Below are 21,595 nucleotides of genomic sequence, written 5' to 3' on the forward strand. Positions count from 1 at the left end.
CTCCATCTCAGCCCGGACCGGCGGCCTTGCGCCGCCCGCGAATCTCTTCAAGCTTGATGGCCACATGGCGCGCGTGCACATACTCCGCCGGCCGCTGGCGGTCGAGTGCAAGTTCCGGCGCCATCGGCCCGCTCGTGCGCACGCCCCTGAGTGCGACCTTCGCCGCCGCCAGCGGGCGCGCGATGGTGTCGACCACGGCGCTCGCCTCGTAGCCGCTGTGGACCATGCAATCGGCGCATTTTTCGTAGCGTCCGGTGCCGTAGGCATCCCAGTCGGTTTCCTCCATCAGTTCGCGAAAGCTCGCGGCATAGCCTTCGCCCAGCAGGTAGCAGGGCCGCTGCCAGCCGAACACGGTGCGCGCCGGGTTGCCCCAGGGCGTGCAATGGTAGGTCTGGTTGCCCGCCAAAAAATCGAGAAACAGGCTGGACTGGCTGAAGGCCCACTTGCGGCCACCATCCCCACGCGCAAATATGTCGCGAAACAATTGCTTGGTTTTCGAACGGGTCAGGAAGTGATCCTGCTCCGGAGCCCGTTCATAGGCATAGCCGGGCGAGACCGTGATGCCGTCCACGCCGAGTTCCTTGACCGTGTCGAAGAAGGCGGCCACGCGTTCGGGCTGGGCGTCGTTGAACAGCGTGCAGTTGATGTTGACGCGAAAGCCTGCCGCCTTGGCGCGCCGGATCGCGGCCACCGCGCGTTCGTACACGCCCGGCTGGCAGACCGAGCGGTCGTGCATCTGCGGGTCGCCATCCAGGTGCACCGACCACACCAGGAAGGGACTCGGGTGGTACTGGTCCAGCTTCTTTTCCATCACCAGCGCGTTGGTGCAGAGGTAGACGAAACGGCGCCGGGCGACGATGCCGGCGACGATGTCCGGCATCTCCTTGTGCAGCAGCGGCTCACCGCCGGCAATCGAAACCACCGGGGCGCCGCACTCGTCGACCGCGCCCAGGCACTCCTCGCGCGACAGGCGCAGGTTCAGGATCTCGTCGGGATAATCGATCTTGCCGCAGCCCGCGCAGGCAAGATTACAGCGGAACAATGGCTCCAGCATCAGGGCAAGCGGGTAACGTTTCTGGCCCGCAAGGTGCTTGCGCAGGATGTAGGCGCCGACCAGGGTTTTTTGCAGCATCGGAATGGCCATGTCGGCTCCTTCGCTACGCCGCGCGGCCGGCCAGTTCGGCCGGCAGGCGGAACTCCACGTGCTCCACCAGGCCGTCCATCGTCGACAGTTCGACCGGGGCCAGGCGGCGCAGCGCCGCGATGACATCCTCGACCATGGCTTCGGGCGCGGAGGCGCCGGCCGTGATGCCGACCGTGCCGGCGTCTGCGACCCAGGCTGGGTCGAGCGCGCTGCCGTCGTCCAGCAAATAGCTCGGGATGCCGCATTCGGTGCCGATCTCGCGCAGCCGGTTCGAATTCGAGCTGTTGGCCGCGCCGACGATCAGCAGCACGTCGACCTGCCGGCACAGCTCGCGCACGGCGCGCTGGCGGTTCTGGGTGGCGTAGCAGATGTCGCGCACGCTGGGGCCGACGACGTCGCTGAAACGGCGCTCGATGGCGGCGATCACGCCGCGGGTGTCGTCCACGCTGAGGGTTGTCTGGGTAACGTAGGCGACCGGGGTGTCCGGCGCCAGGTCGAGCGCCTCGACGTCGCGCTCGTTCTGCACGAGCAGCACGCGCCCGTCGATCTGCCCGGTCGTGCCCTCGACTTCGGGATGGCCGGCGTGGCCGATCAGGATCACGACCCGGCCGCTCGCCGCGTATTGCCGGCCCTGCAGGTGGACCTTGGCGACCAGTGGACAGGTCGCGTCGAGCACGTGCAGGCCGCGGCCCGCGGCCTCGGCCTCGACGGCGCGCGCGACGCCGTGGGCGCTGAAGATCGTGACCGCGCTTGGAGGCACTTGTTCCAGCGTATCGACGAAGACCGCCCCCTTGTTGCGCAAGCCGTCGACCACGGCCTTGTTGTGAACGATTTCGTGGCGCACGTACACCGGCGCGCCGTGGCGTTCGAGCGAGCGCTCGACGATCTCGATGGCGCGGATGACGCCGGCGCAGAAACCGCGCGGCTGGGCTAGGATGACTCGCATGACTTCTCCGTTTCTGGTGTCCGGGTCTTGATCCTGTTTTGATCGCGCGCGGGCGACGACGTTCAGCCGATGGCGCGCAGGATTACAATTCGCGCAAGGGTGCCACTTGCCGGCGCCCGGAGAGGCCTCCATGGCTGGGCAGGAAAGCATCCTGGTTACCGGCGCGGCCGGTTTCATCGGTTCCGCCGTGGCGCGCGCGGCCGTGGCACGCGGCTATCGGGTGCGCGTGCTGGTGCGCGCGACGAGTGCGCGCGCCAACCTCGCCGGGCTCGACGCCGAGGTGTTCGAGGGCGACATGCGCGACCAGGCCGCCGTGGAACGGGCGCTGGCCGGCATGCGCGGCCTGCTGCATGTGGCCGCCGACTACCGGCTGTGGGCGCGCGATCCGGACGAGATCGTGCGCAACAACCTGGACGGCACGGCCGCGGTGATGCGCGCGGCGCTGGCGGCCGGCGTCGAGCGCGTCGTCTACACCAGCAGCGTGGCGACCCTGCGCGTCGGTCCTGCGACGGTAGCGGCCGGCGAAGACGAGCCGCTGGCACCAGGCGAGGGGATTGGCGCCTACAAGCGCAGCAAGATTCTGGCGGAACGTCTGGTGGAACGCATGGTGCTCGAGGACCATGTACCGGCCGTCATCGTGAACCCGTCGACCCCGATCGGTCCGCGCGACCTGCGGCCGACCCCGACCGGACGCATCATCGTCGAGGCGGCCAGCGGGCGCATGCCGGCCTATGTCCAGACCGGGCTGAACGTGGTCGATGTGGACGACGTCGCCGAGGGTCACCTGCTGGCGCTCGAAAAGGGAAGAGTAGGCGAACGCTACATCCTGGGCGGCGAGAACCTGATGCTGCGCGATTTGCTGGGCGAGATCGCCGCGCTGGCAGGAGGGCGCGCGCCGCGCCTGCGCCTGCCGGTGGCGCCGCTGATCCCGCTGGCGCACGCGTTGGAAGCCATGGCGCGCCGGACCGGACGCGAACCTTTTCTGACCGTGGACGGACTGCACATGTCGCGCAACCGGATGTTCTTCCGTTCCGACAAGGCTATGCGCGAGCTGGGCTACCGGCCGCATCCGCACGGCGGCGCGCTGCAGGCGGCGCTCGACTGGTTCGGGCGCGCGGGCTATCTCCGCTAGTGCGCGGCGCGTCCCAGCATGCGCAAAGCGAGGCGCACCAGCCGCGGCACCGTGGCCGGACGCAGCAGGCGTGCATCATAGCCGGCGAAGCGGCGCTCGTTTTCCGCCAGGCAGAGGGCCAGCAGATCGGGCAGGGCGGGTGCTTCGGCGGCCACCGCCTGCGCGCCGTTCAGCGTGAAGTTGTTGTCCTGGGCGGCATCGCTGCCGACCGTGCGCGCCAGGCCGATGCGCTCCCACACCAGGAAGGCCCAGACCGCCGCCACCTTCGCCTCGAAACGCAGGCGCCGCCAGGGCGACAGATTGGCGCGATGCCAGGCGATCCAATTGGCGAACAGCAGGATGTGGCGGCACTCTTCCTGCATCACGGGCTCGAAGGTGTCGACCAGTTCGCGCGGGAACAGGCCCGAACGGCGCGCAAGCTCGAACAGGCCGAAGGCGAAGAAGCTATCGATGCACTCGCTGAAACCGGTGACGAGATAGGCCCGTTCCGCATCCGCCGGCCAGGCATACGGCGCTTCCGGCGCCAGCGCGATGCCGTAGGCCGCCACCATGCGCGCCAGGACCTCCTTGTGACGGTTTTCCTCCCAGGCATTCAGGGCCAGCGCGGCGCGCATGTCCGGGTCCGGCACGGTGCCCGCATAGGCCGCCATCCGCAGCTTGGCCTTGCCCTCGGTCTGCACCGCGATGTCCCAGATCGGCAGGGCGACGATGCGCGCCAGCGCTTGCGGAGGCAGGCGTGGCCAGTCAAGCACGGCCGGTCGGTAGGGATTGAAGGTGTCGCGGAACATGCGGCAGGTTTCGCGGCGATGCAGGTCGGAGCCGGGTGTAAAGAGGCCCTCGGCCGGGCTGGTCCAATGGCGCATGCCGGCGTCGGCTGCATCGAGCGCCGCCGCGTCCGCTGCCGGCGCGCCGGCGGCCACTGGCGGGCGAAAGCCAGGCACCAGCTGCGCGATGTCGAAGCCATCCTCGAGATACCCGTCCATGCCCGCTCCCGGCGTGGTGCGATCGGATGCGCCGATTATGCCTCTTTCGTGAAGCAGGTTCGATTCGGCGTGATCGATCCTTAAAAACGTAACTAACCAACGATGGGGCGTAGTGCTAAAAGGCGTGGCGAGCAGGCGGCCGCGGGTCGCCGCGGACCGGGGCAGGCCGGGGCAGGCCGGGACTGGCGCCCTCGGCCCGCTGTTCACATCGGGCGCAATGTCAAGGCACGACGGGTGCCGGCGCTACACGCATACCGAGGTCACCGGGGTGGGCGTGTCGCCTTTCTGGCGGTGCCGCTTGCATTCGGCTTTCCTGTAGGCGTCGACCTTTTTTGCCAGGGCTTTATGCACGAGGTTCACCTGATATCCTGGGATGATGGTATTGGTCAGCGTCATCTCGCTGTCCCGCAGATCCCAGATGAAGATATTCGGCTTCTTGCCCGCCCCCATATCCTTGAGCGCGCGTGGCTTGCCGTATTTGTTCGTGAGCGATTGTTGAAGCTGGGAGATCTCATCGTTGCTCAGCTCCTTGAACAGCGGTTTATCCCGCGAAAAGGTATTGCGCAGCTGTACCGATATTGCGTAGAGGACCTCGTCGACGAAGGCGTAGCGCACCACCGGCAGCCCTTCGAAATCGACACCCGCCACCGTGACCAGCACAACCTGCTCCAAGCCGACCTGGCTCATCCCGTCCTTGCCGCTGCCGCCGCCGATCGCCAGGTTGCCTGCGCTGACAATGCTGGCATCGCACGCGGCCCACATCTCGCGCGCCTCGGCGAGCGTGGTCTTGCTGATGACGGGCGCCGCGCATTCGCCGGCATGGGCGGGAAGCTGGATGCCGAGACAGGTCATGCCAAGAGTAAAAGCTGCCGCGGCATGGCGGACAAGCGTGAAGCGGTGTGCAATCAGGCGCATCGGGTAGACCTCGTCAGGTTGGCTCAAGTTATTGCTAAATCGTACGCCAGCTCGTAAGTTGTGTCACGACAACTTTTGCGAACCGCAGCCTGCGCGCCCGTCCGCGCGCGAGTCCGGCTCCCGGCGTGCCGGTCGGTTAAGATTGCAGAAAACGCCGCATAGTCTTCACTCGCTTTTCAACCACCAGACCCTACGATGAAACAACTGCTGTCCTCCTGCGCCCTCGGCCTGTCCCTGACTCTCACGCTCACCCTTGCCGGCTGCGAACGCAACAAGGCCCCTGTCGCGGCCGCGGCCGACACCGTCGCCATGCAAAAGATCGATACCGTGCCCGGCACCGGCAAGGAAGCGCTCGCCGGCACCACGGCCGTCGTCAACTACACGGGCTGGCTGTACGTGCCGGATGCGCCGCAGCAGCATGGCGCCCAGTTCGATTCCTCGATCGGGCGCGAACCCTTCAGTTTCCAGCTGGGCGCGGGCCAGGTCATCAAGGGTTGGGACGAGGGCGTGCAAGGCATGAAGGTGGGCGGCAAGCGCACCCTGATCGTGCCGGCAAGCATGGGCTACGGCGAGAGCGGCGCCGGCCCGATTCCGCCGAACGCCAACCTGGTCTTCGACGTCGAGCTGCTGGACGTACGCTAGGAAACACTGACGCCGGAAAGCATGGCTTGACACCAGGCGCGGAACTTCATGTATTGTTATATACCGCGTTATATAAAAATACCTGAATTAGCGACAACGATGGATATCTTGCGAGACTACGGCGCCGTCTTCCTCGGCAGCCGCCTGAAACGGCTGGGCGAACGGATGCAGGCCGGCGCCGCCCGGGTCATCCTTGAAGCCGGGCTGCCCGTCCAGCCTGCCCACATGCCCTTGCTGGCCGCGCTGGACAAGCAGCCGATGACGATCGGACAGTTGGCGCAAGCCGTCGGCGTCAGCCAGCCCGGCGTGACGCGCGCGGTCGGCCAGCTGGTCGAACTGGGCCTGGCGCATTCGCAAACGGGGGACGACCAGCGCCTGCGCACGATCTCGCTCGCGCCCGCCGGCGAAGCGGCAATGGCACGCGCCCGCCTCAAGGTGTTCCCGCAGGTCGGGGCCGCCGTCGGTACGCTGCTGCAGGACCGGCTCGATGCCTTCATGGCGCAGCTGGCCGAACTCGAAACCGCGCTGGAGGCGGCGCCGATCGATGTCCTGGCCGCCCAGTCGGCCCCGTCCCTCCTGACAATCCGGGAGTACAGCGACGCGCTGGCGCCGGCCTTCCACGACATCAATGCCGAATGGATTACCGACATGTTCCGGCTCGAAGCGACCGACCGCGAAGTGCTGGAAAACCCGCGCGCGCACATCATCGACCGGGGCGGCGTGATCCTGTTCGCCGAAGCCGAAGGCCTCGGCATCGTCGGTACCTGCGCGCTGCAAAAGACCGGCGAACGCAGCTTCGAGCTGACCAAGATGGGCGTGCGGGCAAGCGCGCGCGGCCTGAAGGTCGGCGAGTTCCTCCTGCGCGCCACGATCGACCGCGCCATGCGGATCGGCGCCGAGCCGCTCTACCTGCTCACCAACACGAAATGCGCCGCAGGCATCCACCTGTACGAAAAGGCGGGTTTCCAGCACGACGCCGAGATTATGGCGCGCTACGGCGCCCGTTACGCGCGTTGCAACGTGGCGATGCGCTACGTGCCCGGCGCCGCCTGAGCATTCAAGCTTGCCGCTTCACTGCAGCCGCCCCAGCACCGCCGCCACGATCCGGTCGCAGCGCTCTCCATCGAAGGAAAACGCCGAATCTACCGCGCGGTCGAAGTCGCGCGCCAGCGCCTCGCGCAGCAGGCCGCGGGCGCGGAAGTACTGGCTGCGCACGGTCGCCTCGGGGATGCCGAGGATGGCCGCCGTTTCCTGCACCGACAGGTCTTCCACCGCGCGCAGCATGAAGACGGTGCGCAGGCTGTCGGGCAGGGCGTCGATGCGCGCCTCGATCAGGCGCCGCGCTTCCGCCCGCAGGGCCGCGTCGTCCGGCGTCTCGGGTGCGTTGCGCTCGCTGCTCATGGCATCCTCCTCCTCGAGCTCGACGTCGGCCGCGCCCGGCACCAGCTCGATGATGTCGGCCCGGCGCCGCGTCTTGCGCAGGCGTCCGGTCGCTTCGTTGACGACGATGCGCGTGAGCCAGGTGGACAGACTCGCATCGCCGCGAAAGCTCGCCATCTTGCGGTAGGCCAGCAGGTAGGATTCCTGCACCACGTCCTCGGCTTCGGCGTCGTCGCGCAGGATGCTGCGCGCAGTGCGGTAGAGCGCGCCGTTGTGGCGCCGCATCAGCACTTCGAAGGCGCCCGGATCGCCGGCGGCCACCATGCTGGCCAGGTCGAGATCGGTTGCCTGCAAAGGGTCCGGCTTGCTGTGTGCTTTCATCGACGCTTCCTTCATTTCACCACCAGCGTGGCGGTCATCGTGCGGTGCAGCGTGCACAGGTAAGGGTAGGTACCGGCCTTCGTGGCCTTGTAGCGCCAGCTGGCGCCGGCGGCGATCACGGGCGAGGCCGGGCCGCCTTTCACGGTTTCCGCCACGGCTGTGTGCGGCAACGGATCCTTGTTACGCCAAACGACCGTGTCGCCGCGCTTCACCTCGACAGTTTGCGGGATAAAACGCATGCCGTCGATCAGGATCGTGTGTACGGCCGCGGCCGCCTGAAGCGGCGGGACGAACGTGGCCAGCAGGGCGAGCGCACAGCCCGCCCTTGTGGGGTGGAAAACCACGGCCGCCGCCTTACTGCATCGATGCCTGCAGCTTCTTCGCGTGCTCCAGGTGGGCAACGAAGGCCGGGCGGGTCTTGACCAGTGTGTCCTTCAGTTCGGCATTTTTAGCGTTCGGGATCAAGGTCTTGTCCAGCGCGTCGATCACGGTTTGGTGATAGGTCACTTCATGGTCGATATAGGCCTTGTCGAACTCCTTGCCCTTGAGCGTCTTGAGCTTGGCGATGTTCTCGGCGCCGCCCGATTTCAGGCTCTTGCTGGTCTCGCTCTCCTGCGGCTTTACCTTCAGCTTTTTCACCAGCGCGCTCGCCTGCTTGTTGACGCCTGTGTGATCGGTCACCATCTGCTTGGCAAATGCCTTGACCTCCTTTTCCTTGGTCATTTTCTGCGCCAGCTTGCCGGCATCGATGTCGACTTGGTTGGCGGCAACGACGATGCCGGCGATCTGGGCATCGTCGGGCGCCGTCTGTGCCCAGGCGCTACCGGCCAGCGCGAACAGGCCGGCGAGGGTGGTGGACAAAAGCTTGCGGGAAAAGTGTGTCATGGTGTGCTCCTCTATCGGGTGGATGTTGTTCTTGCACCCCATTAGATGTCGCATCCCGCGTTTGCGTTGCAGGGATTTCATCTGTTCCCGCAGAAATTGGTAGGATGCACAACTATGACGACATCCGAACTCTTCCCCGGCTTCCGCCCCGAGCGCATCCAGGTTGCGCCCGGCATCGACATCCAGGCCATCGTTGGCGGCTCCGGCCCGCCCTTGTTGCTGCTGCACGGGCACCCGCAGACCCATGCGATCTGGCACCGCGTTGCGCCCGCGCTGGCCGAACGCTACACGGTTGTCGCCTGCGACCTGCGCGGCTACGGCGACTCATCGAAGCCGGCGGGCGAGCCCGATCACGCCAACTACAGCAAGCGCGCCATGGCGCTGGACGCGCTGGCCGTGATGCGCGCGCTCGGCTTCGAGAGCTTCCGCGTACTGGCCCACGACCGCGGCGCCCGCGTCGCGCACCGCCTGGCTGCCGACCATCCGCAGGCCGTGCTCAAGATGGCCCTGCTCGACATCGCGCCCACGCTGGCCATGTATGCGCAGACCGGCGAAGACTTCGCGCGCGCCTATTGGCACTGGTTCTTCCTGATCCAGCCTTCTCCGCTGCCCGAACGCCTGATCGAGGCCGACCCGGCCGCCTACGCGGTCGACGTCATGGGCCGCCGCAGCGGCGGCCTGAAGGTCTTCGACCCGCGCGCGCTGCGCGAGTACCAGCGCTGCCTGGCGCTGCCCGGCACCGCGCACGGCATCTGCGAAGACTACCGCGCCGCGGCCGGCATCGACCTCGAACACGACCGCGCCGACCGCGAGGCCGGCAAGCGCCTGGCCATGCCGCTGCTGGTGCTGTGGGGCGAGCAGGGCGTGGTGCACCGTTGCTTCGATCCGCTGAAGGAGTGGCGGGAAGTCGCAGACGATGTGCAAGGCGGCACGCTGCCTTGCGGGCACTACATCGCGGAAGAGGCGCCCGCGGCCTTGCTGGAGCGGGTGCTGCCCTTCCTGTCGGACTAGCCGCGTTCAACATTCGCGCCTCGGCTCGATCCATTGTTAATCGTGAGTTAATAATGGATTGAGCCAGGCATCGCCACGACGCTGCCGCCGCTCGGTACAGTGCATGCACGACATCACTTACCAGACGGAGACAGCAGCAATGAAAACCTACCAAATCGCAACCATTCCAGGCGACGGCATCGGCAAGGAAGTCGTGCCCGCGGGCCGGCAGGTGCTCGAAGCCCTGGCGGCCGGCAATAGCAGCTTCCAGTTTGCCTTCGAGGACTTCGACTGGGGCGGCGACTACTACCGCAAGCACGGCGTCATGATGCCGGCCAACGGCCTGGATGCGCTGCGCAACAAGGACGCGATCCTGTTCGGCTCGGCCGGCGACCCGGACATCGCCGACCATATCACCCTGTGGGGCCTGCGCCTGAAGATCTGCCAGGGCTTCGACCAGTACGCCAACGTGCGTCCGACCCGCATCCTGCCGGGCATCGACGGCCCGCTGAAGCGCTGCGCGCCGGAAGACCTGAACTGGGTCATCGTGCGCGAAAACTCGGAAGGCGAGTACTCGGGCGTGGGCGGCCGCGTGCACCAGGGCCATCCGATCGAGGCCGCCACCGACGTCAGCATGATGACCCGCGTCGGCGTCGAGCGCATCCTGCGCTTCGCCTTCAAACTGGCCCAATCGCGTCCACGCAAGCTGCTGACCGTGATCACCAAGAGCAATGCCCAGCGCCACGCGATGGTGATGTGGGACGAGGTCGCGGTCGAAGTGTCGCGCGACTTCCCGGACGTGAAGTGGGACAAGGAACTGGTCGACGCCGCCACCGCGCGCATGGTCAACCGTCCGGCCACGCTCGACACCATCGTCGCCACCAACCTGCACGCCGACATCCTGTCCGACCTGGCCGCGGCGCTGGCCGGCAGCCTGGGCATCGCCCCGACCGGCAACATCGATCCGGAGCGCCGCTACCCGTCGATGTTCGAGCCGATCCACGGCTCCGCCTTCGACATCATGGGTAAAGGTTTGGCCAACCCGATCGGCACTTTCTGGTCGGTCGTGATGCTGCTCGAGCACCTGGGCGAATTCGAAGCTGCCAAGCAGGTGATGGCGGCGATCGAAAGCGTGACCAGCACCCCATCGCTGCACACGCGCGACCTGGGCGGCACGGCCACCACCGCGGACGTCACGCGGGCCGTGTGCGACTTCCTGGGTGCCCGCCGCGAGCGCGCCGCAGCCTGAGAAGGTTTCATTTCATCGGTGCCGCCACGCGCGGCCCGGTCCTGCGCCAGTCCTGCGCAGTCGCATTACAAGTGCGCGTTTCCGACAAAACCACCTGCCGCAGAGCGGGAAGGGGACGCAGCAGACATCAAGGAGACATCATGTCAACCCGCATCTTCGGAAAACTGTATGTGCAGGTCCTGATCGGCGTGGTCGCCGGCGGCCTGCTCGGCTTCCTCTACCCCCAGCTCGGCACCGATCTCAAGCCGCTCGGCGACGTCTTCATCCGGCTGATCAAGATGGTGTTCGCACCGGTCATCTTCGCCATGGTGGTGCTCGGCATCGCCCGCATGGAAAGCATGAAGGAACTGGGGCGCGTCGGGGTACGCGCCCTGATTTATTTCGAGGTCCTGTCGACCTTCGCACTGCTGCTCGGCCTGGTCGTCGTGAATGTGTTCCAGCCGGGCGCCGGCATGAACGTCGATGCCAAGGCGCTCGATACCCACGCCATCTCCAACTACACGGCAGCCGCGGCAAAGTCCGGCGGCTTCATCGAGTTCCTGCTGCACATGGTGCCGACCAGCGTGGTCGAGGCGCTGGCCAAGAACGACATCCTGCAAATCCTCGTGTTCGCCACCATGTTCGGTGTCGCCCTGTCGCACATGGGCCGCGCCGCCAAGCCGGTGGTCGACGTGCTGGAAGCCTTCAGCAACGCCATGTTCGTGGTGGTGCGGATGGTCATGCGCATCGCGCCGATCGCCGCCTTCGGCGCGATCGCTTTCACGGTCGGCAAATACGGCCTCGGTTCGCTGCTATCGCTCGGACAGCTGATGGCCTGCATGTACCTGACCTGCGTCGCCTTCGTCTTCGTAGTCCTGAACGGGATCGCCCGCGCCTCGGGCTTCAGCCTGTGGAAGTTCCTCCGCTATATCAAGGATGAGATCTTCACCGTGCTCGGCACCAGCTCCTCGGAGTCGGTCGTGCCGCAGCTGATGCATAAACTCGAGCACCTGGGCGTATCGAAGCCGGTTGTCGGCCTGGTGGTGCCGGCCGGCGTCACCTTCAACCCGGACGGCCAGTGCATCTACTACACGATGGCCGCGATCTTCATCGCCCAGGCCACCAACACGCCGCTGTCGCTGGTGGATCAACTGGTGATCATGGGCGTGCTGATGGTGACGTCGAAAGGCTCGGCCGGCGTCACCGGTTCCGGCTTCATCACGCTGGCCGCGACCCTGGCTTCGATGGGCAACATCCCGGTCGCGGGCATGGTGCTGCTGCTCGGCGTCGACCGCTTCATGTCCGAAGCCCGCGCCATTACCAACACCATCGGCAATGCGGTCGGCACCGTGGCGATCGCCAAGTGGGTGGGCGGCGTGGACAGCACCCGCATGCAGCGCATCCTCGACGGCCACGAAGTGGCGCCGCTGGTCAAGCCGGCCGAAGAGTCGCCAGTGCCGGTCGAACTGAACGTGGTCGGCCTGCCCGGCGTTCACAAGGCCTCGGCTTGAGGGAGGGCGTGATGGACGGCGCACGCGCTTTTCTCGAGAGCCTGTTCAACGCCGCGATCGCCGCGGCGCAGCCGGCCCTGTGCATTCCGGCCTTCTTGCCCGACGCGCCGCGTGGCCGCCTGATCGTGATCGGCGCCGGCAAGGCCTCGGCCGAGATGGCGCGCGCCGTCGAGCGCAACTGGCCCGGACCACTCGAAGGACTGGTGGTCACGCGCTACGGCTACGCCGTACCCTGCGAACGGATAGAGATCGTCGAGGCGGCCCACCCGGTGCCGGACCAGGCCGGGCTGCATGCCGCCAAGCGCATGCTCGACCTGGTCGGCGGTTTGACGGCCGAGGACACGGTGCTGTGCCTGGTCTCGGGCGGCGGCTCCTCCCTGCTGCCCCTGCCGCTTCCCGGCATCACGCTCGAGGACAAGCAGGCCGTGAACCGCGCCTTGCTCGCATCGGGCGCCAGCATCGGCGAAATGAACTGCGTGCGGCGCCACCTGTCCGGCATCAAGGGCGGACGCCTGGCCGCCGCCTGCCATCCGGCGCAGGTGGTGACGCTCTTGATCTCCGACGTGCCCGGCGACGATCCGCGCGACATCGCTTCCGGTCCGACCGTGGCCGACGAGAGCACCTGCGCGGATGCCCTCGCCATCGTCGAGCGCTACGGCATCGCGCTTCCTGCCAACGTACGCGCGGTCCTGGAGAGCGGCGCCGGCGAGTCGGTCAAGCCGGGCGATTCGCGCCTGGAAGGGCACACGGTGTACATGATCGCCACGCCGCAGATGGCGCTGCACGCCGCGGCCCGCGTTGCCGAGGAAGCCGGCATCACGCCTTACATCCTCGGCGACAGCATCGAAGGCGAAGCACGCGAGGTCGGCAGGGTCTTGGCCGGCATCGCCTTGCAGGCGGCGCGGCGCGGCCAGCCCTTTGCCGGTCCCTGCGTGCTGCTGTCCGGCGGCGAGACCACGGTCACGATCCGCGGCAAGGGCAGGGGCGGGCGCAACGTCGAGTTCCTGCTGTCGGCGGCGATTGCCCTGCGCGGCGAGCCGGGCGTGCACGGACTGGCCGGCGACACCGACGGCGTCGACGGCGTCGAAGAAATCGCCGGCGCCTACTTCTCTCCGGAGACCATCGCCCGCGCCTTCGCCCAGGGCATCCGTCCGCTCGCAAGCCTGGACCGAAACGATGGCCATGGCTTCTTCCAGGCCCTGGGCGATTCGGTCGTGACCGGGCCGACGCTCACCAACGTCAACGACTTCCGGGCCATCCTCATCAACCCCGCATTTGCAGGTACCCAACATGAACCGTAATCGCAAGGCCAAGATCGTGGCCACCGTCGGCCCCGCCAGCAGCGACGCCGCCACCCTGGAAGCCATGTTCCGCGCCGGCGCGGACGTCTTCCGCCTGAACTTCAGTCACGGCACCCACGAGGACCACAAGGCGCGTCTCGGCATCCTGCGTGGGCTGGAACACAGCCTGGGCCGTCCGATCGGCGTACTGCTCGACCTGCAGGGGCCGAAGCTGCGCATCGGCAGCTTCGCCGGCGGCGCGGTCAAGCTGGAGCAGGGCGCCGCCTTCCGCCTGGATCTGCAGGCCGACCGGCCGGGCAACGTCGAGCGTGTCGCGCTGCCGCATCCCGAGATCTTCGCCGCGCTGGAAGCGGACGCGCGCCTGCTGCTCGACGACGGCCGCATCGAACTCCAGGTCCGGGACTTCTCCGCCGAGCATGCCGACACGGTCGTGGTCAACGGCGGCGTGCTGTCCGACCGCAAGGGTGTCAACGTGCCGGGCGTGGTGGTGCCGATGTCGGCGCTGACCGCGAAGGACCGGCGCGACCTCGATTTCGGCCTTTCGCTGGGCGTGGACTGGATCGCGCTCTCCTTCGTGCAGCGCGCGGAAGATATCCACGAGATCCGCGAGATCGTGCAGGGCCGCGCGGGCATCATCGCCAAGCTGGAAAAGCCGGCGGCCATCGCCCAGCTCGACGCCATCGTCGAAGCGGCCGATGCGGTGATGGTGGCCAGGGGCGACCTCGGCGTCGAGGTGCCGGCCGAACAGGTGCCGGCGATCCAGAAGCGCATCGTGCGCACCTGCCGCCGCCTCGGCAAGCCGGTGATCGTCGCGACCCAGATGCTCGAATCGATGGTGGCCGCGCCGGTGCCGACGCGCGCCGAAGCCTCCGACGTCGCGACCGCCGTGTATGACGGCGCCGACGCCGTGATGCTGTCGGCCGAATCGGCCTCGGGCCATTTTCCGCTCGAAGCGGTCCGGATGATGAATAACATTATCGAGCAGACCGAGTCCGATCCGTATTACACTGAAAGCATCCACGCCGCCCAGAGTCCGGCCAGGGCCGGCATTGCCGACGCCATCGGCCTGGCCCTGCGCAACGTCGCCGACCTGCTGGATGTCGCGGCGACCGTCGCCTACACCAGTTCGGGCCACTCGGCACTGCGGGTGGCGCGCGAGCGGCCCAGGGCGCCGATCATCGGCATGACGCCGAAGCTGGCCACGGCGCGCCGCCTGGCACTGGCCTGGGGCGTGCATGCGGTGTTGATCCACGACGTGGCCTCGGTCACCGAGATGACGGAATTTGCCTGCGCCACGGCCGGACGCGAAGGACTGGCGCAGCCGGGACAGACGGTGGTGATCGCCGCCGGCATGCCCTTCGGGGCAGCCGGCACCACCAACCTGCTGCGCATTGCACGCTTGGGAGAATGATTCTGCCGTACCCGCAGGCTCACCTGCATTGTCAATAAATGGGCATCTGCCCGCATAACAAGGGAGACACATGAAGAAGAACCTCATTGCAGGAGCCGTCCTGGCCCTGTGCGCCGCCGGCGCCTCGGCACAAACCGCGGTCGCAATCTACGGCATCGCCGATGCGGCCTTCGTCGCCGAGCGCGGCGGCGTCGCCGGGAACGCCAACAAGATCATCGGCGGCGCTGCCTCGGCATCGCGCATCGGCTTCCGCGGCACCGAAGACCTGGGCAACGGCATGTCGGCCCTGTTCACGCTGGAGACCGGCGTGCGCCTCGACACCGGCACACTCGATGCGGCCAACACGCTGTTCAACCGCCAGGCCTTCGTCGGCCTGAAGACCCGCGCCGGCACGGTCACCCTCGGCCGCCAGTACACGCCGTGGCATAACGTGCTGGCCCAGGTCGCCGACCCGTTCGCGACCGGCTATGCGGGCGGCTCGAAGAACCTGTTCCCGGATTCAGGCGCGAACGTCCGCACCAGCAATACGATCGTCTACAGCGCACCGACGACCTCGGGCTTCACGGGCCAGCTGGCCTACAGCCTGGGCGAACAGGCCGGCGATTCCACGGCCGGACGCCAGATCGGCGCGTCAATCGGCTACGCAAACGGGCCGCTGACCGTCAGCCTGGCCTACAACAACAAGAACAACGACGTCGCGGCGGCGCCGGGCGTCACCCCGGTCAACCGCAGCAGCGGCCGCAACACCATGCTGGCGGCGAACTATGACTTCAAGATCCTCAAGGCCTATGCCGCCTTCAACGTCGACAAGGGTTTCAACAGCGCGCCGCTGGCCAACACCGGCAATCCGTTCGGCGGCGTGGCGCCGACCGCATCAACCGACGGCAACGAGATCCTGCTTGGCCTGTCGGCGCCGGTCGGCACCGGTACCGTGCTGGCCACGCTGATGCGCAAGGACGACAAGACCGCCTTCAACCAGGATGCCCGTTCCTGGGGCATCGGCTACGTGTATCCGCTGTCGAAGCGCTCCAACCTGTACACAGCCTACGGCAAGGTCGACAACCGCAACGGCGCCGGCTATACCGTCAACAACAACTCCGAGACGGGTAGCGGCGACAGCGCCTTCAACCTGGGCGTGCGCCACACCTTCTGAGCCGGCTTCATGCGGCCGTCGGCGTCTCGTTCGACGGCCACCTGGCCACTTCCTGCCCCACCGGCGTGGCCGACGAAAAGGCGTTGGCCACGAAGTCCACAAAAGAGCGTACCCGCGCCGCGGTCTGCAGCTGGTGCGGGTACACCGCATAGATGTCCGCGCCGGGCGTCTCCCAGTTCGCCAGTACCTGGCGCAGGCGTCCGCTCTGCAGGTACTTCGCGACGTCCCACTCCGCCCGCATGATCAGCCCATGTCCCTCGAGCGCCCAATTGACGGCGATCTCGCCGTCGTTGGTACTGAGCTCGCCGCGCACCTTCACCGTCTCCGTGCGCTGGCCTGAGGTCAGGTGCCAGATGCCGTAGCCTTCGGCGCCCTGGCGGATGCCGATGCAGCTGTGGTGCGTCAGGTCGTTCGGCACGCGTGGGGTGCCATGGCGTTCGAGGTAGGCGGGCGCAGCGCAGATCAGGCGCCGGTTCGAGGCCAGGCGGCGCGCGATGACGCGCGTATCGGGCGGTTCGCCGAAGCGGATCCAGACGTCGCAGGCATCCTCGATCAGGGTCGGCGGGTTCACCGTCAGCTGCAACTGGACATGCACGTCCGGATAGCGCTTGTGGAAGGCCGAGATCAGGGGCGCGATATGGCTGCGGCCGAAACCGAGCGTGGCGTTGACCCGCAGCAGGCCCTTGGGCGCAACGGCCGCACTGGTGATCATCTGCTCCATGTCCTCGATGTCGGCCAGGATGCGCCGCGAGTGTTCGAGGTAGATCTCGCCTTCGGCCGTCAGGCCGATGCGGCGCGTGGTCCGCTGCAGCAGGCGGGTGCCGAGGCGCGCCTCCATCTGCGACAAACGTTTGCTGACCCCGGCGGTGGTGACGTTGAGTTCGCGCGCCGCGGCCGACAGGCTGCCGGCGCGTACCAGCAGGCTGAAGAAGGCCATCTCGGACTGGGCATTGACGGGTGTGGACATTGTTAATCCAAGATTAATAATGGTTCAACTTTAGCGCCATATTTAAGTGCTCGCAAGCCGTATATTCGCTCATGACCCGGCAACCGGATCACGACAGCGAAGACCCATAACAATTCAGGAGACGAGCATGCAACAGCATCCACGGCAGGTACGGCGCATGGCGAAAGCCCTTGCGCTGGCAGTCTTACTCGGTAGCGGCGCCAATGCGATGGCCCAGGCCTGGCCCGCCAAGAACATCACCATCGTCGTGCCCTTCGCGACCGGCGGCACCACCGACGCGATCGCCCGCACGCTGGGACAGGAGCTGTCGAAATCCCTGGGCCAGCCCGTCATCGTCGAGAACAAGCCGGGCGCCGGCGCCACCATCGGCGCCGACTACGTCGCCAAGGCCAAGCCGGACGGCTACACGCTGCTGGTGGGCGCCGTGCACCACACGATCGCGACCAGCGTCTACAAGAAGCTGCCCTACGACTTCCAGCGCGACCTGGCGCCGGTCTCCACCGTCGCCATGGTGCCGAACGTGCTGGTGGTGAACCCGAACGTCCCTGCGAAGAACGTCAAGGAGCTGGTGGCGCTGGCGAAGAAAACGCCGGGCAAGCTCACCTTCGGCTCGAACGGCAACGGCACCGGCCAGCACCTGATCGGCGCCCAGTTCAACATCGCCAGCGGAACCGACATCGTGCACGTGCCCTACAAGGGCAGCGGTCCGCTCACCATCGACCTGCTGGGCGGGCAGATCGACATGTCCTTCGACACGGTGACGCCGGTGCTGTCGCATATCCGCGCCGGCAAGCTGCGCGCGCTCGCGGTCACGACCATCAAGCGCTCGGCCGCGCTGCCCGACGTGCCGACCCTCGACGAGTCCGGCCTGAAGGGCTTCGACCAGGGCACCTGGTTCGGCGTGCTGGCGCCGGTGGCGACGCCGAAGGAGGTCGTGACGCGCCTGAATACCGAGGTCGTGAACATCGTGAATTCGGCCGAGTTCAAGAAGCGGATGGAAGAGATCGGCGCGGTCCCGGTCGGCAACAGCGCCGCGCAGATGGCCAGCCAGATCAAGACCGACACCGAGCGGTACGCGAAGCTGGTGAAGGATGCGAAGGTGACGGTGCAGTAGAGGTGGACTAAAAGCAGGCGTACGCCGTTTGGCGGCGGCGTCGGGTACAGTCGGCGGCATGCCCGACTCTCCAACATACCCGGCCACGCCCGATGGCCGCTACTTCGTGGTGAAAGGCCGCCTCTGGCGCACCAGTAACCCGGCGCTGCCGGATGCTGAGCGCCAGCACCTGGTCGGCCGGCTGATGCTCGCCCGGCGCCAGGTCGGCGCCGCCAAACGCGCCGGCAACCTCGTAGCCGAACGCACCGCCCGCGCTGCCGTCGACGCGGCCAAGCGCGGCCTCGGCGAGCGCGGGCCCGTCTGGTGGACGGACGGCGCGCCCGACTACAACCGCAAGCTCGCCCTCAACACACCCTACGCCGACTGGTACGCGGCGCTCCCCCAGGACTAGCTGCGCAGCGCCTGTACGGGACTCATCCGGATCGCCGCCGCCGTATGCTTCGCCGTCGCGCCGATCGCCGCGACCAGGGCCAGCGCCACCGCCGCCACCAGTGGCCAGGCACCCAGGGGCGCGCGCTCGGCGAAGCCGTCCAGGTAGTAGCGGATCGCCAGCGCCGCCGCCGGCAGGCCGATCAGGCCCGCGACCGCCACCGTCAACCCGAATTCGCGGCCCAGGCGCCGCGCGATGGCGCCGTTGCTGGCGCCGTACAGCTTGCGGATCACGATCTCGCGCCGGCTGCGCTGCACTGTGTAGGCGGACAGCACGTAGATGCCGAAGGCGGCCAGGGCGAGGGCCACCAGGCTGGCCGCGCCCAGGATTTTGACCATGCGCAGGTCCTGGCGGTAGCTGTCGCCGAAGACGCTGGCGGCGCTACGCATGTACATCTTCCCGTTCGGGAAGTACTGGCGCCAGACCGGGCCGATCGCGTGGGCCAGTGCCTGCTGGTCGAGCTGTGTGCGCAGCGTGACGACGCTGTCGGCATCGGTCAGCGTATAGACGATTGGTCCCGGGCGCTCGCGCATCGACTGGTGGCGCACGTCGGGCGCGACGCCGACGATCGTCAGGTCGAAGCCGTCCGGGCCGGGCGCGAACGGGATCGCGCCGATCGCTTCTTCAGCGGTACGATAGCCCAGGGCCTTGACGGCGGCCATGTTCAGGAGCGCCACCCTGGACGTGGGCTGGTCGCGCTCGGCGCTGAACAGGCGGCCGGCGACGGGACGGATGCGGTACAGGTCGAAGAATTCCGGCGAGGTGCGTTTCACCTCCATGCGCAGCTCGCCCCCATTGCGCAGGTTGAAGCCGCCGGTGATCTTGTTGGCGTCGCGTCCGATCGCCTCGGCCGAAATCGCCGCGCCCTCGACGCCGGGTACGCGCGTCACGGCGCGCACGAAACCCTGGATCTGTTCTTCCTTCGCCAGGGGCATGTCGAGCAAGGTCAGGCTGCCCGGGTCGAAACCCGGATCGGCGGTGGTCGCGTACCAGGTCTGCCAGCCAACGGCCACGGTGACGCCGGCCAGCGCCATCGCGGTGGCGAACTGCAGCACGGTGAGCGTGCGCCGCAGCCACAGGTTGCCGACCGTCTCGCTGTTGCTGTCGCGGCCTGCCAGCACGGTCGCGGCGCGTACCCGCAGCGCCGTCCAGGCCGGCCAGGCGCCAGCCGCGAGGCCCGCCAGCACACCCGCTAGCCACGCCAGCGCCAGCCGGGCGGGCGTGAAGAAACCTTCGAGCTTGCGGTCGACCAGGTCGGCGAACAGCGGCAGCAGCAGCCAGACGAGCACGATGCCGGCGCTGGTTGCCAGCAGGGCGACGAGCACCGACTCGGCCAGGAACTGGGCCGCCACGCGCGCGGCGCTGGCGCCCAGCACCTTGCGCATGCCGATCTCGCGCTGGCGCCGCAGCGTGCGCACGGTGGCGAGGTTGATCCAGTTGCTCATCGCCAGCGCCAGGATCAGGAGGGCGACACCGGCCAGCGCCAGCGTGCTGGCGCGCTGGCCGTAGTTGCGCTTGTCGCGGCCGCTGGCCAGGTCGGGGTCGAAGTAGGCGTCGGGCAGGGCGGCCAGGCGAATTTCGACGCCGGGGCCGGTGAGCGAGCGGCCCATGGGCCCTTTGCGCATGGACTGGTTCATGGGCGAGGCTTCGACCGCGTCCTGGAGCAGGGCGCCGAGCCGGGCCGGGTCGGCGCCCGCGCGCAGCTTGAGGAAGATCTGGCCGCGCTGCTGGCCCGCCGGGTGCAGGGTGCGGTCTTCCGGTTTCAGCGCCCGGCTGAGCGGCCCGCCGAGGGCTTCCCAGCGCACGGTGGTGTTGGCCGGCAGGTCAGGAATCACGGCCAGCACCTGCAGCACGTCGTCGCCGGCGCCCACGGTCTTGCCCAGCACCTCCGTGTGGCCGAACAGGCGCAGGGCTGTCTCGCGCGTCAGCGCCAGGCCGTCAGGGCGGTTCAATGCCGCCTGCAGGTCGCCGCTCAAGGGCTTGATGCCGAAGATGGCGCCGAAACTCGGATCGACCGCGTACATCCTGACTTCGTGCAATTCATTGGCGGCGCGCAGCGGATGCTGGATCTGCTGCGCGTTGCTGGCCTGCTCGACGACGCCGCTGGCGAGCGCCGCGTCGCGCAGCATGAGGGTGGCGCGCGTGTTCCAGTCCGGGCGCGGGAAGAAGTTGATGCGCTGCTTGACCACATACACCCGCTCGCCGTCGGGCACGTGGCTGTTGTAGTTCAGGCAGTAGGCGACGAAGCCGAGCAGCAGGAAGCAGGCGGCGCAGGCCAGCGCCAGGCCGAGCACCGTGACGGCGGAATAGCCGGGTTCCTGCATCAGCTGGCGCCAGCCGATGCGCAGGTCGCGCGCGAAGTTGAATTCGACGAAGTTAAAGTTGATCTTCATGCCGCCCTCAGCGCGTCGACGACGATACGGCCATCGAGCAGGTTCAGCGTGCGCGATGCCTGGGCCGCATGGGCCGGGGAGTGGGTCACCATCACCACCGTCGTGCCCTCGAGGTTAATCGTGCGCAGCATGCGCATCACTTCGTCGCCGTGCGCCGTGTCGAGGTTACCGGTCGGTTCGTCGGCCAGCAGCAGGGCGGGGCCGGCCACCAGCGCCCGCGCGATCGCGACGCGCTGCTGCTGCCCGCCCGACAGCTGCGAGGGTTTATGACGCGCGCGGTGGGCGACGCCGAGCTTGTCCAGCATGGCGTTCACGCGCTCGCGCCGCTCGGCCGGCTTCATGCCGCTGTATTCGAGCGCCAGTTCGACGTTCTCGAACACATTCAACTCATCGATCAGGTTGAAACTCTGGAAGATGAAGCCGATGCGTCCGCGCCGCAGGCGGTTCAGGCGCGCCTCGCTCCATCCAGCCACGTTCTCGCCCTCGAACCAGTATTCGCCGGTGCTCGGCACGTCCAGCAGGCCGAGCAGGCCGAGGAGGGTCGACTTGCCGCAGCCCGAAGGGCCGGTGATGGCGACATATTCTCCGGCCTCGATCTCGAGGTCGATGCGGTCGAGGGCCGTGGTGTGGACTTCCCCCGCCACGTGGGTCTTGCTGATGCCTGAAAGCTTGAGCATGCCATTCCTTTT

At 67.5% G+C, this 21,595-nt stretch carries 21 protein-coding genes; 11 read left to right on the top strand and 10 right to left on the bottom strand.

From position 1 onward, the window contains the following. Positions 1-7: 7 nt before the first annotated feature. Both hpnH and ispH read right to left on the bottom strand, forming a co-directional pair. Complete coding sequence (gene hpnH, locus C2862_RS03770; RefSeq protein ID WP_136218758.1) at positions 8-1,144, bottom strand: adenosyl-hopene transferase HpnH; 1,137 nt, start codon at positions 1,142-1,144, stop codon at positions 8-10. Positions 1,145-1,157: 13 nt separating this feature from the next. After that, positions 1,158-2,090 carry a 4-hydroxy-3-methylbut-2-enyl diphosphate reductase gene (gene ispH, locus C2862_RS03775; protein ID WP_136218759.1) on the bottom strand — a complete coding sequence of 311 codons (933 nt, stop codon included), beginning with the start codon at positions 2,088-2,090 and terminating at the stop codon, positions 1,158-1,160. Positions 2,091-2,220: 130 nt separating this feature from the next. Between ispH and hpnA the strand changes: the two genes are divergently transcribed. Next, positions 2,221-3,222, top strand: a complete 1,002-nt coding sequence (gene hpnA / locus C2862_RS03780; protein WP_136218760.1) for a hopanoid-associated sugar epimerase — start codon at positions 2,221-2,223, stop codon at positions 3,220-3,222. Here hpnA and C2862_RS03785 read toward each other — a convergent pair. Together C2862_RS03785 and C2862_RS03790 are read right to left on the bottom strand one after the other, a co-directional pair. Beyond that, complete coding sequence (locus tag C2862_RS03785; protein ID WP_136218761.1) at positions 3,219-4,205, bottom strand: ferritin-like domain-containing protein; 987 nt, start codon at positions 4,203-4,205, stop codon at positions 3,219-3,221. The two genes, hpnA and C2862_RS03785, sit on opposite strands and share 4 nt — an antisense overlap. Positions 4,206-4,448: 243 nt before the next feature. Beyond that, positions 4,449-5,147, bottom strand: coding sequence for a hypothetical protein (locus C2862_RS03790; protein WP_136218762.1), 699 nt, complete (start codon positions 5,145-5,147; stop codon positions 4,449-4,451). A gap of 168 nt (positions 5,148-5,315) precedes the next feature. Between C2862_RS03790 and C2862_RS03795 the strand changes: the two genes are divergently transcribed. Both C2862_RS03795 and C2862_RS03800 read left to right on the top strand, forming a co-directional pair. Further along, entirely contained in the window at positions 5,316-5,762 is a 447-nt protein-coding gene (locus C2862_RS03795; protein ID WP_136218763.1) for an FKBP-type peptidyl-prolyl cis-trans isomerase, read from the top strand. Positions 5,763-5,861: 99 nt separating this feature from the next. Next, positions 5,862-6,815 (top strand): bifunctional helix-turn-helix transcriptional regulator/GNAT family N-acetyltransferase, encoded by a 954-nt coding sequence (locus C2862_RS03800; protein WP_210735863.1) that lies wholly within the window; start codon positions 5,862-5,864, stop codon positions 6,813-6,815. A gap of 18 nt (positions 6,816-6,833) precedes the next feature. On the opposite strand, the gene C2862_RS03805 is transcribed toward C2862_RS03800, so the two are convergent. From C2862_RS03805 to C2862_RS03815, 3 genes are read right to left on the bottom strand one after another with little or no spacing between them, the layout of a single operon-like run. Next, a complete protein-coding gene (locus C2862_RS03805; RefSeq protein ID WP_136218765.1) occupies positions 6,834-7,538 on the bottom strand; it encodes an RNA polymerase sigma factor in 705 nt (234 codons plus the stop codon). Next, on the bottom strand, positions 7,535-7,867 hold the full coding sequence (locus C2862_RS03810) for a cupredoxin family copper-binding protein (protein ID WP_229467277.1): 333 nt from the start codon (positions 7,865-7,867) through the stop codon (positions 7,535-7,537). Before C2862_RS03810 ends, C2862_RS03805 begins: the two co-directional genes overlap by 4 nt. A 10-nt stretch (positions 7,868-7,877) precedes the next feature. Beyond that, positions 7,878-8,408, bottom strand: a complete 531-nt coding sequence (locus tag C2862_RS03815; protein WP_136218766.1) for a DUF4142 domain-containing protein — start codon at positions 8,406-8,408, stop codon at positions 7,878-7,880. A 114-nt stretch (positions 8,409-8,522) separates the two neighbouring features. On the opposite strand from C2862_RS03815, the gene C2862_RS03820 reads away from it, so the two are divergent. The 6 genes from C2862_RS03820 to C2862_RS03845 all read left to right on the top strand — a co-directional run bounded on the left by C2862_RS03820 (position 8,523) and on the right by C2862_RS03845 (position 16,002). After that, complete coding sequence (locus C2862_RS03820; protein WP_136218767.1) at positions 8,523-9,419, top strand: alpha/beta fold hydrolase; 897 nt, start codon at positions 8,523-8,525, stop codon at positions 9,417-9,419. Between the two features lie 139 nt (positions 9,420-9,558). Beyond that, complete coding sequence (locus tag C2862_RS03825) at positions 9,559-10,647, top strand: tartrate dehydrogenase (RefSeq protein ID WP_136218768.1); 1,089 nt, start codon at positions 9,559-9,561, stop codon at positions 10,645-10,647. Between the two features lie 140 nt (positions 10,648-10,787). Beyond that, complete coding sequence (gene dctA, locus C2862_RS03830; protein ID WP_136218769.1) at positions 10,788-12,137, top strand: C4-dicarboxylate transporter DctA; 1,350 nt, start codon at positions 10,788-10,790, stop codon at positions 12,135-12,137. An 11-nt stretch (positions 12,138-12,148) separates the two neighbouring features. Then, positions 12,149-13,438 (top strand): glycerate kinase, encoded by a 1,290-nt coding sequence (locus C2862_RS03835; protein WP_136218770.1) that lies wholly within the window; start codon positions 12,149-12,151, stop codon positions 13,436-13,438. Then, the gene (gene pyk, locus C2862_RS03840) at positions 13,428-14,849 is read left to right on the top strand and encodes a pyruvate kinase (protein ID WP_136218771.1); all 1,422 of its coding nucleotides are present in this window, start codon (positions 13,428-13,430) and stop codon (positions 14,847-14,849) included. The genes C2862_RS03835 and pyk overlap by 11 nt, the downstream gene beginning before the upstream one ends. Before the next feature lie 70 nt (positions 14,850-14,919). After that, the gene (locus C2862_RS03845) at positions 14,920-16,002 is read left to right on the top strand and encodes a porin (RefSeq protein ID WP_136218772.1); all 1,083 of its coding nucleotides are present in this window, start codon (positions 14,920-14,922) and stop codon (positions 16,000-16,002) included. Between the two features lie 7 nt (positions 16,003-16,009). Here the strand turns inward: C2862_RS03845 and C2862_RS03850 are convergent, their stop codons facing one another. Next, complete coding sequence (locus tag C2862_RS03850; protein WP_136218773.1) at positions 16,010-16,969, bottom strand: LysR substrate-binding domain-containing protein; 960 nt, start codon at positions 16,967-16,969, stop codon at positions 16,010-16,012. A 127-nt stretch (positions 16,970-17,096) separates the two neighbouring features. Here C2862_RS03850 and C2862_RS03855 point away from each other — a divergent pair, with 127 nt between their 5' ends. Together C2862_RS03855 and C2862_RS25645 are read left to right on the top strand one after the other, a co-directional pair. Beyond that, complete coding sequence (locus C2862_RS03855; protein ID WP_136218774.1) at positions 17,097-18,083, top strand: tripartite tricarboxylate transporter substrate binding protein; 987 nt, start codon at positions 17,097-17,099, stop codon at positions 18,081-18,083. Positions 18,084-18,141: 58 nt separating this feature from the next. Further along, positions 18,142-18,474, top strand: coding sequence for a hypothetical protein (locus C2862_RS25645; RefSeq protein ID WP_136218775.1), 333 nt, complete (start codon positions 18,142-18,144; stop codon positions 18,472-18,474). Here the strand turns inward: C2862_RS25645 and C2862_RS03865 are convergent. Together C2862_RS03865 and C2862_RS03870 are read right to left on the bottom strand one after the other, a co-directional pair. Then, positions 18,471-20,906 (bottom strand): ABC transporter permease, encoded by a 2,436-nt coding sequence (locus tag C2862_RS03865; protein WP_136218776.1) that lies wholly within the window; start codon positions 20,904-20,906, stop codon positions 18,471-18,473. The genes C2862_RS25645 and C2862_RS03865 overlap by 4 nt on opposite strands. Beyond that, on the bottom strand, positions 20,903-21,583 hold the full coding sequence (locus C2862_RS03870; protein WP_136218777.1) for an ABC transporter ATP-binding protein: 681 nt from the start codon (positions 21,581-21,583) through the stop codon (positions 20,903-20,905). Before C2862_RS03870 ends, C2862_RS03865 begins: the two co-directional genes overlap by 4 nt. Positions 21,584-21,595 lie beyond the last annotated feature (12 nt).

It is taken from the genome of Massilia sp. Mn16-1_5 (genome assembly GCF_004798585.1).
Classification (GTDB): domain Bacteria; phylum Pseudomonadota; class Gammaproteobacteria; order Burkholderiales; family Burkholderiaceae_D; genus Telluria.

Coding starts and splice junctions, on each gene's coding strand:
- hpnH (WP_136218758.1), bottom strand. CDS start 1,144: ATGGCCATTCCGATGCTGCAAAAAACCCTGGTCGGCGCCTACATCCTG.
- ispH (WP_136218759.1), bottom strand. CDS start 2,090: ATGCGAGTCATCCTAGCCCAGCCGCGCGGTTTCTGCGCCGGCGTCATC.
- hpnA (WP_136218760.1), top strand. CDS start 2,221: ATGGCTGGGCAGGAAAGCATCCTGGTTACCGGCGCGGCCGGTTTCATC.
- C2862_RS03785 (WP_136218761.1), bottom strand. CDS start 4,205: ATGGACGGGTATCTCGAGGATGGCTTCGACATCGCGCAGCTGGTGCCT.
- C2862_RS03795 (WP_136218763.1), top strand. CDS start 5,316: ATGAAACAACTGCTGTCCTCCTGCGCCCTCGGCCTGTCCCTGACTCTC.
- C2862_RS03800 (WP_210735863.1), top strand. CDS start 5,862: ATGGATATCTTGCGAGACTACGGCGCCGTCTTCCTCGGCAGCCGCCTG.
- C2862_RS03805 (WP_136218765.1), bottom strand. CDS start 7,538: ATGAAGGAAGCGTCGATGAAAGCACACAGCAAGCCGGACCCTTTGCAG.
- C2862_RS03815 (WP_136218766.1), bottom strand. CDS start 8,408: ATGACACACTTTTCCCGCAAGCTTTTGTCCACCACCCTCGCCGGCCTG.
- C2862_RS03820 (WP_136218767.1), top strand. CDS start 8,523: ATGACGACATCCGAACTCTTCCCCGGCTTCCGCCCCGAGCGCATCCAG.
- C2862_RS03825 (WP_136218768.1), top strand. CDS start 9,559: ATGAAAACCTACCAAATCGCAACCATTCCAGGCGACGGCATCGGCAAG.
- dctA (WP_136218769.1), top strand. CDS start 10,788: ATGTCAACCCGCATCTTCGGAAAACTGTATGTGCAGGTCCTGATCGGC.
- C2862_RS03835 (WP_136218770.1), top strand. CDS start 12,149: ATGGACGGCGCACGCGCTTTTCTCGAGAGCCTGTTCAACGCCGCGATC.
- pyk (WP_136218771.1), top strand. CDS start 13,428: ATGAACCGTAATCGCAAGGCCAAGATCGTGGCCACCGTCGGCCCCGCC.
- C2862_RS03845 (WP_136218772.1), top strand. CDS start 14,920: ATGAAGAAGAACCTCATTGCAGGAGCCGTCCTGGCCCTGTGCGCCGCC.
- C2862_RS03850 (WP_136218773.1), bottom strand. CDS start 16,969: ATGTCCACACCCGTCAATGCCCAGTCCGAGATGGCCTTCTTCAGCCTG.
- C2862_RS03855 (WP_136218774.1), top strand. CDS start 17,097: ATGCAACAGCATCCACGGCAGGTACGGCGCATGGCGAAAGCCCTTGCG.
- C2862_RS25645 (WP_136218775.1), top strand. CDS start 18,142: ATGCCCGACTCTCCAACATACCCGGCCACGCCCGATGGCCGCTACTTC.
- C2862_RS03865 (WP_136218776.1), bottom strand. CDS start 20,906: ATGAAGATCAACTTTAACTTCGTCGAATTCAACTTCGCGCGCGACCTG.
- C2862_RS03870 (WP_136218777.1), bottom strand. CDS start 21,583: ATGCTCAAGCTTTCAGGCATCAGCAAGACCCACGTGGCGGGGGAAGTC.